This is a genomic window from Pseudomonas sp. B21-053, from assembly GCF_026016365.1.
Lineage (GTDB): Bacteria > Pseudomonadota > Gammaproteobacteria > Pseudomonadales > Pseudomonadaceae > Aquipseudomonas > Aquipseudomonas nunensis.
In genome coordinates this window covers 1,350,882-1,365,243 of the sequence record NZ_CP087205.1, presented here as the reverse complement: position 1 = coordinate 1,365,243, position 14,362 = coordinate 1,350,882, and the positions used below count along the sequence as shown (strand labels likewise).

General features: G+C 57.7%; 17 protein-coding genes. 5 read left to right on the top strand and 12 right to left on the bottom strand.

What is annotated here, in order from left to right; translation table 11 throughout:
* Positions 1–2 precede the first annotated feature (2 nt).
* The 5 genes from LOY68_RS06170 to LOY68_RS06150 all read right to left on the bottom strand — a co-directional run bounded on the left by LOY68_RS06170 (position 3) and on the right by LOY68_RS06150 (position 3,329).
* Positions 3–614 carry a phage baseplate assembly protein V gene (locus LOY68_RS06170; RefSeq protein WP_265043653.1) on the bottom strand — a complete coding sequence of 204 codons (612 nt, stop codon included), beginning with the start codon at positions 612–614 and terminating at the stop codon, positions 3–5.
* 3 nt (positions 615–617) lie between these two features.
* Complete coding sequence (locus LOY68_RS06165) at positions 618–1,130, bottom strand: hypothetical protein (protein ID WP_265043651.1); 513 nt, start codon at positions 1,128–1,130, stop codon at positions 618–620.
* Positions 1,131–1,152: 22 nt separating this feature from the next.
* Positions 1,153–1,503 carry a phage holin family protein gene (locus LOY68_RS06160; protein ID WP_054615998.1) on the bottom strand — a complete coding sequence of 117 codons (351 nt, stop codon included), beginning with the start codon at positions 1,501–1,503 and terminating at the stop codon, positions 1,153–1,155.
* 143 nt (positions 1,504–1,646) lie between these two features.
* Entirely contained in the window at positions 1,647–2,072 is a 426-nt protein-coding gene (locus LOY68_RS06155; protein ID WP_265043649.1) for a tail fiber assembly protein, read from the bottom strand.
* Between the two features lie 522 nt (positions 2,073–2,594).
* Positions 2,595–3,329 carry a helix-turn-helix transcriptional regulator gene (locus LOY68_RS06150; RefSeq protein WP_054616000.1) on the bottom strand — a complete coding sequence of 245 codons (735 nt, stop codon included), beginning with the start codon at positions 3,327–3,329 and terminating at the stop codon, positions 2,595–2,597.
* A 259-nt stretch (positions 3,330–3,588) separates the two neighbouring features.
* Between LOY68_RS06150 and LOY68_RS06145 the strand changes: the two genes are divergently transcribed.
* From LOY68_RS06145 to LOY68_RS06125, 5 genes are all read left to right on the top strand, one after another.
* On the top strand, positions 3,589–4,314 hold the full coding sequence (locus tag LOY68_RS06145; RefSeq protein WP_163910389.1) for a zeta toxin family protein: 726 nt from the start codon (positions 3,589–3,591) through the stop codon (positions 4,312–4,314).
* Positions 4,311–4,478, top strand: coding sequence for a hypothetical protein (locus tag LOY68_RS06140; protein WP_204280783.1), 168 nt, complete (start codon positions 4,311–4,313; stop codon positions 4,476–4,478). The genes LOY68_RS06145 and LOY68_RS06140 overlap by 4 nt, the downstream gene beginning before the upstream one ends.
* 288 nt (positions 4,479–4,766) lie before the next feature.
* Positions 4,767–7,334 (top strand): DNA mismatch repair protein MutS, encoded by a 2,568-nt coding sequence (mutS, locus tag LOY68_RS06135; RefSeq protein WP_265045750.1) that lies wholly within the window; start codon positions 4,767–4,769, stop codon positions 7,332–7,334.
* Positions 7,335–7,476: 142 nt separating this feature from the next.
* Positions 7,477–7,800, top strand: a complete 324-nt coding sequence (gene fdxA / locus LOY68_RS06130) for a ferredoxin FdxA (RefSeq protein WP_054047139.1) — start codon at positions 7,477–7,479, stop codon at positions 7,798–7,800.
* Positions 7,801–8,079, top strand: coding sequence for a hypothetical protein (locus LOY68_RS06125; RefSeq protein WP_265043646.1), 279 nt, complete (start codon positions 7,801–7,803; stop codon positions 8,077–8,079).
* A gap of 261 nt (positions 8,080–8,340) precedes the next feature.
* Here the strand turns inward: LOY68_RS06125 and rpoS are convergent, their stop codons facing one another.
* From rpoS to fghA, 7 genes are all read right to left on the bottom strand, one after another.
* The gene (gene rpoS, locus LOY68_RS06120) at positions 8,341–9,348 is read right to left on the bottom strand and encodes an RNA polymerase sigma factor RpoS (RefSeq protein WP_054047143.1); all 1,008 of its coding nucleotides are present in this window, start codon (positions 9,346–9,348) and stop codon (positions 8,341–8,343) included.
* A 105-nt stretch (positions 9,349–9,453) separates the two neighbouring features.
* On the bottom strand, positions 9,454–10,311 hold the full coding sequence (locus tag LOY68_RS06115) for a peptidoglycan DD-metalloendopeptidase family protein (RefSeq protein WP_265043645.1): 858 nt from the start codon (positions 10,309–10,311) through the stop codon (positions 9,454–9,456).
* A gap of 211 nt (positions 10,312–10,522) precedes the next feature.
* The gene (locus tag LOY68_RS06110) at positions 10,523–11,158 is read right to left on the bottom strand and encodes a protein-L-isoaspartate(D-aspartate) O-methyltransferase (RefSeq protein ID WP_173860469.1); all 636 of its coding nucleotides are present in this window, start codon (positions 11,156–11,158) and stop codon (positions 10,523–10,525) included.
* Positions 11,159–11,199: 41 nt separating this feature from the next.
* Positions 11,200–11,949, bottom strand: coding sequence for a 5'/3'-nucleotidase SurE (surE, locus tag LOY68_RS06105; protein WP_054047146.1), 750 nt, complete (start codon positions 11,947–11,949; stop codon positions 11,200–11,202).
* Positions 11,937–12,995, bottom strand: coding sequence for a tRNA pseudouridine(13) synthase TruD (truD, locus tag LOY68_RS06100; protein WP_265043642.1), 1,059 nt, complete (start codon positions 12,993–12,995; stop codon positions 11,937–11,939). The genes surE and truD overlap by 13 nt, the downstream gene beginning before the upstream one ends.
* Positions 12,992–13,465, bottom strand: a complete 474-nt coding sequence (gene ispF / locus LOY68_RS06095) for a 2-C-methyl-D-erythritol 2,4-cyclodiphosphate synthase (protein ID WP_054047151.1) — start codon at positions 13,463–13,465, stop codon at positions 12,992–12,994. The genes truD and ispF overlap by 4 nt, the downstream gene beginning before the upstream one ends.
* A 43-nt stretch (positions 13,466–13,508) precedes the next feature.
* A complete protein-coding gene (fghA, locus tag LOY68_RS06090) occupies positions 13,509–14,354 on the bottom strand; it encodes an S-formylglutathione hydrolase (protein ID WP_265043640.1) in 846 nt (281 codons plus the stop codon).
* Between the last annotated feature and the right edge of the window lie 8 nt (positions 14,355–14,362).

Here is a 14,362-nt window from a genome sequence, read left to right as displayed (position 1 = left end):
TTTTATTTGGGGCTGATGACACGCCCTTGGTGATCCACCACCGGGCCGCTCAGGTGCACACCGCCAGCGTCGATCAGCAAACCGACCGCGCCCAGTTGCAAGGTGATTGCCTGGGGCGTCATCGCCAGTCGGGCCGGGCCGATATTCAGTTCAAGCGATTCGCGAGAACCGGTGAAGGCCGCCGGGCCGTTGTTCCAGTGCAGGACATGGCTGGCATCGTCGTAGCCGCTTTCCGTGCCGTCCTGATAGAGGCGACGGGTCAGCGACGCCAGTGTCGAGGCCGGGGGAAACCGGTCGCCGTTAAGGCCGAACAACGCAACTGACTGCGCGCCGCCCTCGCCCCCGCCGTGATTGAGCAACAGGCATTGCTCGCCGACGGAGGGGATTCGCGACTCACTCTGAGCACCGGCACTCGGATTGAAAAAGCGGATGGCCGGGGTCAGCAGTTCACCGTGGCGGACCTTGCAGGTATTGCTGGCGGCATCGACTTCCTGGCACACGCCGATCCGACAAAAGCTGTCGGCGCGTCGATACAGGTCCTCAAGCTCAGTCTCCATCTGCGCCAGTCGCTCGATGATCGGACCCAATTGCATCCGTAGCAGCGCATCAAACATGGGCTAGTCCTCGAGTGCGGTGTATTGATCCGGGTCGTCGATGTTCGACACCTCCCAGGTCCGGGCGAATTTCGGGATGCCGGTCGGGTCTTCGAGCAACAGCGGTCCGAGGTACAGCGTCTGGGTGAATGAAACGGTCCAGGCGTTGTATTCCCGTGTACCGCTGAGGGATATGGCCGGTAGCCCATCGATGTCCTGCGGCAAGTCGCATTGATCGGCTGCCAGTTTCCAGCGATTGTCGGTCACGAGATTTTTCAACTCGCTGACCAGGTCGCACACCTCGGGCCCTGGCGTCGGCAACACGACTTGCAATGAAATCGACAGGACATGCGCGATGCGTCCGTTATTGGCGCGAGTGCCCGGCGCATCGTGGTCGATGGCGATCAGCACCCAGGTCGAATCGATGGTGCTATCAAAGTCTTGAGGACTGCCAACCTTCACGCCGGGAAAGGCCAGGCGCAACACGTCGGCAATCGCGGTAACCAGATGAGAAGGTTTTTCGATGACAACGGGCATGAGTGGCCTCCTGTGCCGTCGTTTATGGTTGATCCGTGTGGGAATCGCGGGTCGGGACGTCACAGACACCAATCCGCTTCGCCGCCCAACGTTCATACAGTCCGATGGCCACGTCCGCGCCGGCCATCGCTGTCAGGCAACCGAACGCACATGCGGTCCAGATCGACACGCCAGCGGCGTACAGCAACATGATCGCGGAGACCCCGCAGATCACGCAGGCCCCGGAACGCAATGCCAGGCGCCGTAACAGCGCCCAGCCTCGGGCACCTTCCTTGTCGGCGCGCCACATTTCGCCGGACACCCCGCCCACCAGGGCAAGGACGATGACAAGCCAGATCGGCATGTCCAGCAACGCTTGTTGCTCGTTTGTCATGTCACGCCTCCGTAGGTAATTGATGAGTGATGCAGGTTGAGTTCAAACGATTTCTCTTGAGGTAGGCATTCCAAAAAGCCCGGCGCTGGGGCCGGGCTTTTCAGTAATGCGGTCCCGATATCGAGTTGCGCTGTCGAGGTGATTTAAAAGGGCGCGACCGGCCAGTTGATCGTCTGTGGGTAACCGGATTGGTTTTTTACGTCGCTGATAGCGACGTAGTACTGCTTATAAGCAAGCAGTGCCGCCTCATCAGCTGGTGTGGCGACGCCAAGATCCAGTTTGTATTGCAAAGGGTTGAACACCAGCCAACTGCTAGCAGCACTAAACAGCTGGTTCGTATTCCGTACGGCCAAATTGAGATAGTCCTGATGGGTCAGCTCGGAGAAGACCCAACCACCCACGTAGTCAGCCTTCCATCCCACTTGAACGGTGTTATTACCCGTTACATCGATCCATTGACCCATCACGCCATCCGGGTAGGTAGTGGGCATTTCTTCAGCGTCCACAATCTGACTGACTCTAGGGAACGGGTTTTGATATTCAGTTGGAACAAACACGTAACGATTCATTAATTCTTCCTTTTTACTGATGCGGCGAATGCAGTCTTGAGTTCTGCACACCTGTCACAGCGCACGACTCTTTTTGTGCACGGTAATGAGCTCAGGTGGGCATTCCAAAAAGCCCGGTACTTACCAGGCTTTTCAGTAATGCGGTCCTGCCGACTTTTCGGCGCTACTGGCGCGGTACGAGTCCATTCAAATTGTTTTTCCGACCGCGGTCCCTGCCCGCCGGATAACTGCTTCTGGTGCTTTACGCTGCACACCCGGGTCAGTTGCCAACCCTCTGAACCGTTGAGGCCGGTTCATCGCTGCCTTTGTGGTGGAACTAAAGAGCTTCGTTTCGAGCCGCTTTGTTGAGCGGCTTGAGACAAAGAATATGCATGGATGCATATACAGTCAATGCGTAAATGCATTTATTTATGCGCAACAAATGCACAAGCGCATGAAAGCCCTACCAGCAAAGGCTTTGGCCGATTTCTACGGGCGAAAAAAAACCCACCGGGCGGCGGGTTTTATCTGACAGCGTTGAGGTTAACGGGCGTACATGCCCCACCAGAAGACGTGACCGAGGATGACGATCTGCTCTTCCTGGATTTCCTGGAAGGTGTAGTCCTCGTCCGGATGCTCATCGCGGTTGAAGCTGCGCAGGCGGATACCGGTCGGCAGGCGATAAAGCTGTTTCACCCGCAGCTGGCCGTTATGGTTGATCGCGTACAGGTCGCCATCGACGATGTCGCCAATCCCGCATTTACCGGCGTTCACGCCGACGGTGGCACCATCGCGCAGGACCGGCAACATGCTGTTGCCCCGTACCGTCACGCACTTGGCCTGGTCGAACTGCACGCCGTTGTGACGCAGACTGCGCTTGCCGAAGCGCAAGCTGGAGCGCTCGCTTTCTTCGATGACGAATCTTCCTGATCCTGCAGCCAATTCAACCTCGCGAAGAAAGGGGACCGACACCTCGTCGTCATCGACAGGGGTATCGTCGTCCCACAAGCTTATGTCCTTGAGTTCGGAATGTAGGGGCTCGCGCCCGGCACCCGCGACTGGCGCAACATCCACGCGCCCACGCAGCTGATCGGTGCTCACGGCGAAGTACTCGGCGATCTTCGAGATGTGTTTATCCGAGGGATCGACGATCTTCCCGCTGAGAATTCGCGAGAGTGTGGATTGCGGCACGCCGGTGCGACGGTGAAGCTCCGTGGGGGAGATCCCGTGCTGGTCGAGCAGCGCTCTTAAGACTGAGGAAACGTTGCGTTTTTGCATAACGCGAATAGTGCTTGATCTTTTTCCGGAAAACAAATGCAGATATGCATAAAAACCAAAAATGTTGCAGCATTATGGACAGGTAGGATCGGCTGCCTTGCAGGAAAAAGCTTTTAGAGAGCCTGTGTCTACAATCCTTGTTTCATTTACCACCATTTTTAGCCTGCAAAACCGGGATAAGCTCCGCGATCCTAGACAGTACAAACTGACAAGAAGGAGTTTGCTGGTGGCGAATGAGATGATCCCGGCAAGGCAAGTGATGATGCCCGAAGAGATGAGGATATCGGCTCAAGCTGTCAGCTTCGCGCGCACAAACAAGAAGGCAATCGGGAAGCGCCGGACGGACAAGAAATTTTATCCGGCAGAAGAAGCTCCCGTGTCGGTGTTTATGGCTGGCTCCCCAGGAGCTGGAAAAACTGAAGCCTCCATAGCCCTTGTAAACCTTTTCTCTGACACGAAAATCTTGAGGATTGATCCAGACGAGCTCCGAAACGAGTTTTCAGAGTACTCGGGGGCAAACTCTTGGTTATTTCAGGGGGGGGTTTCGATTTTGGTTGAAAAGATTCTCGACTTTGCTCTCGATCAGAGACAGTCCTTTGTGCTCGACGGGACATTCTCGAATATTGATGTCGCCAGAAGAAATGTTGAGAGATCCTTGAAAAAGGGCAGGTTTGTGCAGATCTTGTACGTCTATCAAAATCCTGAGCTTGCTTGGGGCTTTGTCAAAGCTCGAGAGGAAGCTGAGGGTCGAAGGATTCGCAAGGAGCATTTCATCGATCAATATTTCGCTGCACGTGACGTTGTGAACGCACTTAAGCTAGAGTACGGCGGCGATGTCCACGTGGATTTACTGCTCAAGCATATCGACAACTCGGGACGACTGTACAAAGCCGGTGTCGATAAAATTGACTACCATATACCTGAGCGCCATACGAGGGCCGACCTTGAGGCCGAGCTCGGATTACCATCAGGAGCGCATTCATGATTTCGATTAAGCCAGGCGTAGCCAAAGGTGCTAAAAGCTCATTTGCCGACTTTATTCGTAACGCCAAGTCAGAACAAAAAAAGCGCGTTTACATTGAGGTATTGACCGAGGCGACCAGGCAACAGAACCTCGTGATGATGCAGGCGGAAGCCAAGCAGGGCTGATAAAACCGCACAGAATTATTGATAAGCCCGGCTAAATGCCGGGCTTTTTTATTAGCGTTGACTTGTCACAAACAGTTTGGCGAATAGCACGCGCGATCAATCCCGAGTATTTGCATAATGCTGCGCCTGCGGCGTAAGCGATAGCTGAAATGAGCCGCAGGCCTTTGATGCCTGCGTCCTGCAGACCGCTCATGTTAACCTTGCGCCCATCGCGGAAAAGCCGGGCCGATGCCCCTCCTTTGCCCTACACCTTTCAACGAGTTTTCCTGATTTCCGATGAATAAAGCTATCTCCGATCTGTCCTCGCACACGCCGATGATGCAGCAATACTGGCGCCTGAAAAATCAGCACCCTGACCAGCTGATGTTCTACCGCATGGGTGACTTCTACGAGATCTTCTATGAAGACGCGAAGAAGGCTGCCAAGTTGCTGGACATCACCCTGACCGCCCGTGGGCAGTCGGCGGGTCAGGCGATTCCGATGTGTGGGATTCCTTACCACGCCGCGGAAGGTTACCTGGCGAAACTGGTCAAGCTCGGCGAGTCGGTGGTGATCTGCGAGCAGGTCGGCGACCCGGCCACCAGCAAAGGGCCGGTAGATCGGCAGGTGGTGCGGATCATCACGCCGGGTACGGTCAGTGATGAAGCGCTGCTGGATGAGCGTCGGGACAACCTGATCGCGGCGGTGCTGGGTGACGAGCGCTTGTTCGGTCTGGCGGTGCTGGACATCACCAGCGGCAACTTCAGCGTGCTGGAAATCAAAGGCTGGGAAAACCTGCTGGCGGAACTGGAGCGGGTCAATCCGGTAGAGCTGATGATCCCGGACGATTGGCCAAAAGACCTGCCGGCGGAGAAACGTCGTGGGGTTCGTCGTCGTGCACCGTGGGATTTTGAACGCGATACGGCGCTGAAAAGTCTCTGCCAACAATTTTCGACCCAAGACCTTAAAGGTTTCGGTTGCGAGAACCTGACCCTGGCCATCGGCGCCGCCGGTTGCCTGCTCAGTTACGCCAAGGAAACCCAGCGCACCGCCCTGCCACACTTGCGCAGCCTTCGTCATGAACGTCTGGACGACACCGTGGTGCTGGATGGCGCGAGCCGTCGCAACCTGGAACTCGATACCAACCTGGCCGGCGGTCGCGAGAACACTCTGCAATCGGTGGTCGATCGCTGCCAGACCGCGATGGGCAGCCGCTTGCTGACCCGTTGGTTGAACCGTCCGCTGCGGGATTTGACCGTGTTGCTGGCGCGTCAGTCCTCGATCACTTGCCTGCTCGACGCCTACCGTTTCGAAAAGCTGCAACCGCAGCTCAAGGAAATCGGCGACATCGAGCGGATTCTGGCGCGGATCGGCTTGCGTAACGCTCGTCCTCGCGATTTGGCCCGCCTGCGCGACGCCCTCGGCGCACTGCCCGAGCTGCAAGTGGCGATGACCGAACTCGAAGCCCCGCACATTATTCAACTGGCCGCGACCACCAGTACCTACCCGGTACTGGCGGCGTTGCTGGAAAAAGCCATTATCGACAACCCGCCAGCGGTCATCCGTGACGGCGGTGTGTTGAAAACCGGTTACGACGCCGAGCTCGACGACCTGCAATCGCTCAGCGAAAACGCCGGGCAATTCCTGATCGACCTCGAAGCCCGTGAAAAGGCACGCACTGGTCTGTCGCACCTGAAAGTCGGCTACAACCGCATTCACGGTTACTTTATTGAGCTGCCGAGCAAGCAAGCCGAGTCCGCACCAGCGGACTATATTCGCCGCCAGACGCTCAAAGGCGCCGAGCGCTTTATCACGCCGGAGCTGAAGGCGTTCGAAGACAAGGCGTTGTCAGCCAAGAGCCGTGCCCTGGCCCGCGAGAAGATGCTCTACGAAGCGCTGCTCGAAGACCTGATTTCGCAACTGCCACCGCTGCAAGACACCGCAGCGGCACTGGCCGAACTGGACGTGTTGAGCAACCTCGCGGAACGCGCACTGAACCTCGATCTGAACTGCCCACGTTTTGTCAGTGAGCCGTGCATGCGCATCAGCCAGGGTCGTCACCCGGTGGTCGAGCAAGTCCTGAGCACGCCGTTCGTGGCCAACGACCTGAGCCTCGACGACAACACGCGCATGCTGGTAATCACCGGTCCGAACATGGGCGGTAAATCCACCTACATGCGTCAGACCGCGTTGATTGTGTTGCTGGCGCATATCGGCAGTTTCGTGCCAGCGGCCAGTTGCGAATTGTCCCTGGTGGATCGCATCTTCACCCGGATCGGTTCCAGCGATGACTTGGCGGGCGGTCGTTCGACCTTCATGGTCGAGATGAGCGAAACCGCAAACATCCTGCACAACGCTACTGAACGCAGCCTGGTACTGATGGACGAAGTCGGACGCGGTACCAGCACCTTCGACGGTCTGTCCCTGGCCTGGGCGGCGGCCGAGCGTCTGGCGCATCTGCGCGCCTACACGCTGTTCGCCACCCACTACTTCGAACTGACCGTGTTGCCGGAAGCCCAACCGCTGGTGGCCAACGTGCACCTCAATGCGACCGAGCACAACGAACGCATCGTGTTCCTGCACCACGTGCTGCCAGGGCCTGCCAGCCAGAGCTATGGCCTGGCGGTTGCGCAGTTGGCCGGTGTGCCGAGCGAAGTGATCGTGCGTGCCCGTGAGCACCTGGGTCGACTGGAAGCCACCGCCCTGCCGCATGAAGTTCCCAAGCCCGTCAAAGGCAAACCGGCCGCGCCGCAGCAGAGCGACATGTTCGCCAGCCTGCCGCATCCGGTGCTGGATGAGCTGGCCAAACTTGATCTGGACGATATGAGTCCGCGTCGTGCGCTGGAAATGCTCTATACACTAAAGACACGGATCTAACGCCTTTGCCTGCAAGCTGTTAGAATCTCGCGCGGTTTGGGATGCTGCTGGCTCATAGCCTGGCCAGCAGACTATCGCTCCCGAACCTGGCGACCCCAACGTGAAGGGGCTCCGCTGCCGCCGCCTGAGGAGAAAATTAGAAATGACCTTCGTCGTCACCGACAACTGCATCAAGTGCAAGTACACCGACTGCGTAGAAGTCTGTCCGGTGGACTGCTTTTACGAAGGCCCGAACTTCCTGGTGATTCACCCGGATGAGTGCATCGACTGCGCACTGTGCGAACCAGAATGCCCAGCCGTGGCCATCTTCTCCGAAGATGAAGTCCCGGAAGAGATGCAGGAATTCATTCAGCTGAACGTTGAGCTGGCAGAAATCTGGCCAAACATCACCGAGAAGAAAGAATCGATGCCCGATGCCGAAGAGTGGGATGGCGTCAAAGGCAAGATCAAAGACCTCGAACGCTGATTGACCGCGCGTTCTCGAAAAGGCCCCTTGCGGGCCTTTTTGCTTTATGAAGATCAAAAGATCGCAGCCTTCGGCAGCGCCTACGCATCTGTGGGCGTTGCCGAAGGCTGCGATCTTTTGACTTTTTTGCAGGCAAAAAAAAGGGGCGGTTTGACCCGCCCACATTTTTTCCCTATTCCCTGTATTCCTTTTCATCGTCCTGATGAACCGCTTCCTGCGATGTCCTTTCCCCTCTTCCTTGAAGGGCGTGTCTATCCGTCGACACAACCCAGATACTAGAGAATTCCCCGGCATGAGCAACCGCACTTCCTTGGCGAAACGCTCTGTCATATGCACTCCATAAAACAAAATATCCATATAAGTCAGCCAGTTAACATAACGACTTTGCGAAAATGGCCAACTGCCAACCTGTAAAGATAACGAACACTTACGAAAGAGTAAGCGAAGTCTTACAACGCGAGACTACGAACCTGAGATTTCTCCCAGGCAACAAAAAGCCCCGAACCAGTCGGGGCTTTTCGGTGCCATTGCGTGAATGCCTTATTGGAACAGCGACTCACTCGACAGGCCATTCTTCTCGAGAATTTCTCGAAGGCGTTTGAGCCCTTCCACCTGGATTTGCCTGACCCGCTCCCGGGTAAGACCGATTTCCAGGCCTACATCTTCAAGCGTGCTGCTCTCGTGACCGCGCAGGCCGAAGCGGCGTATGACCACCTCGCGTTGCTTGTCGGTCAGCTCCGAGAGCCACTGATCGATACTCTGGGACAGGTCATCATCCTGCAGCAGTTCGCATGGATCGGTTGGACGATCGTCGGTAAGGGTGTCCAGCAGGGTTTTATCCGAATCCGGACCCAGCGAGACGTCGACCGAAGAAACCCGTTCATTCAGGCCCAGCATGCGCTTGACCTCACCTACCGGTTTTTCCAGCAGGTTGGCGATTTCTTCGGGTGAAGGTTCGTGATCGAGCTTTTGCGTCAGCTCCCGTGCAGCCCGCAGGTACACGTTAAGCTCTTTGACCACATGGATCGGCAACCGGATGGTCCGGGTCTGATTCATGATTGCGCGCTCGATGGTCTGACGAATCCACCAGGTTGCGTAGGTCGAAAAGCGGAAGCCGCGCTCGGGGTCGAACTTTTCCACTGCCCGGATCAGCCCGAGGTTGCCCTCTTCGATCAGGTCCAGCAGCGACAAGCCACGATTGACGTAACGCCGGGCGATTTTCACCACCAGCCGCAGGTTACTTTCGATCATGCGCTTGCGCCCGGCAGGATCGCCACTTTGCGACAAGCGCGCAAAATGAACTTCTTCTTCCGGGGAGAGCAGCGGGGAAAAGCCGATTTCATTGAGATACAACTGCGTGGCATCGAGTGCCCGCGTGTAGTCGATGTACTTGTGTTGCTTTAACGAAGCGGAGTGTTTGGATTTTGCGCGAACGGAAGGCGGTGCAGCCCCTTCATCATTCGACATCGAATCCGTAGCGATGCCGGTCTCCATAAGGAGAACCTCATCGTCGATGTCAAACTCCGGCACTTCTTTACTGAGAGCCATTGTTATAGTCCTTTGGTGAGTTCGACCTCAAGCTCAAGCGGCGCCTTTATCCTTGGCAACGCTGGAGCCTGTTCCCTCTACGCGACGGAACAGGCTGACAACAAATCAACGACGTGGCAGGAATTGCAGCGGATCTACAGGCTTACCTTGTCGGCGAATCTCAAAATGCAGTTTCACCCGGTCTGTACCCGTTGACCCCATTTCGGCAATTGTCTGTCCGACTTTGACCTGCTGCCCCTCCCGAACCAAAAGCCTGCGGTTATGTCCGTAGGCACTGACGTAGGTATCGCTGTGTTTGATGATGACTAATTCGCCGTAGCCCCTTAAGCCACTCCCGGCGTATACCACCGTCCCATCAGACGCAGCTAAAACAGGCTGTCCCAAATCCCCGGCGATATCAATTCCTTTATTCAAACTACCGTTTGAAGAGAATTTTCCAATTAATATGCCATTAGAAGGCCATCCCCAGCCGGTCGGGGCCGGGCCTGCTGGAGGCAGTGGAGCGAGTGCTGGCTTGTTGGCGACGGACGGTGCAACCACCGCTGTGGTCGTGGTTGCGCCATTCGGCTGGCGTCGAATTACCGTTGTTTTCAGCGACGATGAAGGCGTTGAATCCGACGCGCTGGCGGCCGCTGTAGACGTTGAACCGGTACGACCATCGAAGCGAATTGTCTGACCCGGATGGATCGTATACGGCGTAGGAATATTGTTCCGTGCCGCGAGGGCTTTGTAGTCCCAACCGTAGCGAAAAGCGATCGAGAACAGGGTGTCTTTAGGTCGAACGACGTATTGACCCGTCGTCACTGCCGGACGCTGGGCGACCGACTTGTTGCGATCCACCACACCTACGGTGCTCGACTTGGTGCTGGAGCAACCGACCAGCAACGTGCTCAAGACAAGGCCAGTCACCAGGCGCTGAAAGCTTGTTGTAACCATACGCTGCGCAATGACTGTGAGACTCACCCGCCGCTCCCTTTGTGGTGGCTGAAAATGTGGATTGCCGTGTTTCGGCACGAGATGTCGCAAGTATAACGGGCCGTACAGGCTTTACCCTTAATGAAGCGAAATCGCTTCGCGCACACGTTTGCTGCCTGCCGATGAATCCCGTTTAACTGATCGACGCCGCTGTAAGACATGGGCAATCGAAGAGAATTCAGCGCGGAAAAACAAATGCTCAGGCGAGTGGCCCGTTGAGCAATGGTACGAAGCGCACCGCCCCCAGAACGCGTCGGGAAAAGCCCTGTTCTTCACGGATGATCAGCATCAATTGCTGGACCTCTCCGGAGCCGACCGGAATCACCAGACGCCCGCCCGGTGCCAACTGATCGAGCAGTGCCTGGGGCACGTCGGTGGCGACGGCGGTAACGATAATGCCGTTGTACGGCGCCAATGCAGGCCAGCCTTCCCAGCCATCGCCCCAGCGGAAGACCACGTTACGCAGGTTCAGCTCGACCAGGCGTTCCTTGGCCCGGTCCTGCAACACCTTGATGCGCTCCACGGAGAACACCCGCTCCACCAGCTGCGACAGCACAGCGGTCTGATAGCCCGAGCCAGTGCCGATCTCCATCACCTTGTCCAGCGGACCCGCCTCCAGCAGCAACTCGCTCATGCGAGCCACCATATAAGGCTGGGAGATGGTCTGGTTGTTGCCGATTGGCAGTGCGGTGTCTTCATAGGCGCGATGCGCCAGCGCCTCGTCGACAAACAGGTGACGGGGTGTGCGGCGGATCACTTCCAACACCTTGGCGTTGGAAATCCCCTCTTCATATAGCCGCTGAATGAGCCGCTCACGGGTTCGTTGAGAGGTCATCCCGATGCCGCGACGCAGCATATCGTCTTGTTCACGAGACATTAACGCAGCCCCTCCAGCCAGCCATCGAGACTTCTGAAGGCATCATTGAACGTGCGATCCAGTTGTAGTGGCGTGATCGATACAAAGCCCTGCATCACCGCATGGAAATCGGTGCCCGGGCCGCCGTCCTCGGCGTCCCCGGCGGCGGCAATCCAGTAACCGGACTTGCCGCGTGGATCGACGACTTTCATTGGTGCCGCGGCGCGGGCGCGATGCCCGAGGCGGGTCAACTGAATTCCGCGGATATGGTCCAGCGGCAGGTTGGGAATATTCACGTTCAGCACCGTGCGCGGTGGCAGCTGGAGGTCAGCATGGGCTTCGACCAGTTTGCGCGCAAAGTAGGCAGCTGTGGGAAGGTTCTCTACTTGCCGTGAGACCAGTGAAAAGGCAAACGAAGGACGCTCCAGGAAGCGACCTTCAAGGGCCGCCGCAACGGTGCCGGAATACAGCACATCGTCCCCCAGGTTCGCACCCAGGTTGATGCCGGAAACCACCATGTCCGGCTGGCGCTCCAGCAAGCCGTTAAGGCCCAGGTGCACGCAATCGGTGGGTGTGCCATTCAGGCTGATAAAGCCATTGGCCAGGGTTTGCGGGTGCAACGGACGGTCGAGCGTCAGCGAACTGCTGGCGCCGCTTTTGTCCTGGTCCGGGGCGATAACCACGCACTCGGTGTAATCCGCCAGCGCAGCATAAAGCGCGGCGAGACCGGGTGCGGTTACCCCATCGTCGTTAGAAATCAGAATACGCATGGGCTGTCCGTCTGCCCCACCGGCACCAGATCGACGAGTTCGCGCACCAATACAGTGGCGAAGCATCCGGCCGGGAGGACGAATTCCAGTTGCAGAATGTCAGGCTCGGGATAATGCCACGTCAACCCACCAATGGGCAGCCGCAGGATGCGACGTTCGTGGCTCATACCGGCGTTAATCAACCAATCGCGCAAGTCTGCTTCGCGGCTGGCGATTTCCTGCTCCAGTTCATGGACAGCGCCCGTGGCCGGCGAGTCACCTTCGCCCCACTGCGGGCCGGTCGGATGCAGGTCGAGAATCGCCAGGCGCGGATCGCTGCACTCTGCTTCACCGGCCGGAAAAAAGCTGCGGCTGTCAGTGAAAGCCAGCAGATCGCCGACCAGAGCTTTTTGCCAGGTGCCATCGGCAACGCGTGCTGCCAGCACCTGGTTGAACAGGAAACTGCGCGCAGTAGAGAGCAGGCGCGAACGCACATTGCGCTGTTCCGGCAGCGCTTTACGCGCTGCCCAGCCGCGGGCATCGACCACGTTGCCGCCGTCAAAGCCGAAACGCTGGGCGCCGAAATAATTCGGAATACCTTTTTGGGCGATCAGTTGCAGGCGTTCTTCGATTGCCGCTTTATCACCCGCGAACTGGGTCAGGCGCAACGTGAAGCCATTCGCCGAGTGGGCACCGCGCTGCAACTTGCGTTTGTGCCGACCGGTCTTGAGGATTTTCAACGTTTCGTTTTCCGCCGCCGACAGATCAGGATCGGCCTTGCCCGGCAGTTGCACGCTGAACCACTGGCGGGTCAGCGCCTGACGGTCCTTGAGGCCCGCATAGCTGACGGTGCGCAACGGCACACCGGCAGCCTTGGCAATCCGGCGTGCAGCTTCTTCAGTGTTCAAACCGCGCTTTTCGACCCAGATCCACAAGTGCTCGCCATCACCGCTGAGGGGGATATTGAGCACTTCGTCGACCTGGAAATCTTCTGCCGTGGCTTTCAGTACCGCCGTGCCGAGGGCTTCACCATAGGCTCGTGGGCCAAGCAATTGCAGCTCGTTCATGCGCGCAGCAACAAGGCAACGGAATGCACGGCGATGCCTTCTTCGCGACCGACAAAGCCAAGCTTTTCAGTGGTGGTAGCTTTCACGTTCACTTGATCCAACTCAACTTGAAGATCCGCGGCAATCAGCGCGCGCATCGATTCGATATGCGGGGCCATTTTCGGCGCCTGGGCAACGATGGTGTTATCGACGTTGCCGATTTTCCAGCCTTTGGCGTGGATCAGTGCGACGACGTGACGCAACAGCACACGGCTGTCGGCGCCCTTGAACGTTGGGTCGGTGTCCGGGAAGTGCTTGCCGATATCACCCAGCGCAGCAGCGCCGAGCAAGGCATCGCTCAAGGCGTGCAGCAGGACGTCACCGTCGGAGTGAGCGAGCAGCCCGAAGCCGTGTGCAATGCGCACGCCGCCCAGAGTAATGAAATCGCCTTCAGCGAAACGGTGCACATCATAGCCGTGGCCAATACGCATAAAAAAACGCCCCGATTTTTGTCAGGGCGTGATTCTACCTGCATTAGGCGCCTAGAGCGCGCGCGTGATGCTGTAAGTGATCGCCTATAAAGCTGGCGATGAAGAAATAGCTGTGGTCGTAGCCCGGTTGCAGGCGCAACGTCAGCGGATGACCAGCCAGTTTGGCGGCCTGTTGCAGGGCTTCAGGCTTGAGCTGGGTGGCGAGGAAATCGTCGCGATCACCTTGGTCGACCAGCAACGGCAATTGCTCATCGGCTTCAGCGATCAGTGCGCAAGCGTCCCACTCGCGCCACTTCGAACGGTCTTCGCCCAGGTAACGAGAGAAAACCTTTTGACCCCACGGGCAATCCATCGGGTTGTTGATCGGCGAAAACGCCGACACCGACTGATAACGCCCCGGATTGCGCAAGGCACAGACCAGCGCCCCATGGCCACCCATGGAATGACCACTGATACCGCGCTTGTCCGACGCCGGGAAATGCGCTTCGACCAATGCCGGCAATTCCTGCACGACATAGTCATGCATCCGGTAGTGCCGGGACCACGGTTCCTGCGTGGCATTCAGATAGAAGCCGGCACCGAGGCCGAAATCCCAGGCGCCATCCGGATCGGCCGGTACATCAGCGCCGCGCGGACTGGTGTCCGGCGCAACGATGATCAGCCCCAACTCGGCGGCCATGCGCATGGCGCCGGCCTTTTGCATGAAGTTCTCGTCGGTGCAGGTCAGGCCGGACAGCCAATACAGCACTGGCAACTTGCCGCCCTGCTCCGCTTGCGGCGGCAAGTACACGGCGAACACCATGTCGCAGCCGAGCACATCGGAGCGATGCCGGTAGCGTTTGTGCCAGCCGCCGAAGCTTTTCTGACAGGAGATATTTTCCAGGCTCATGAGCGACC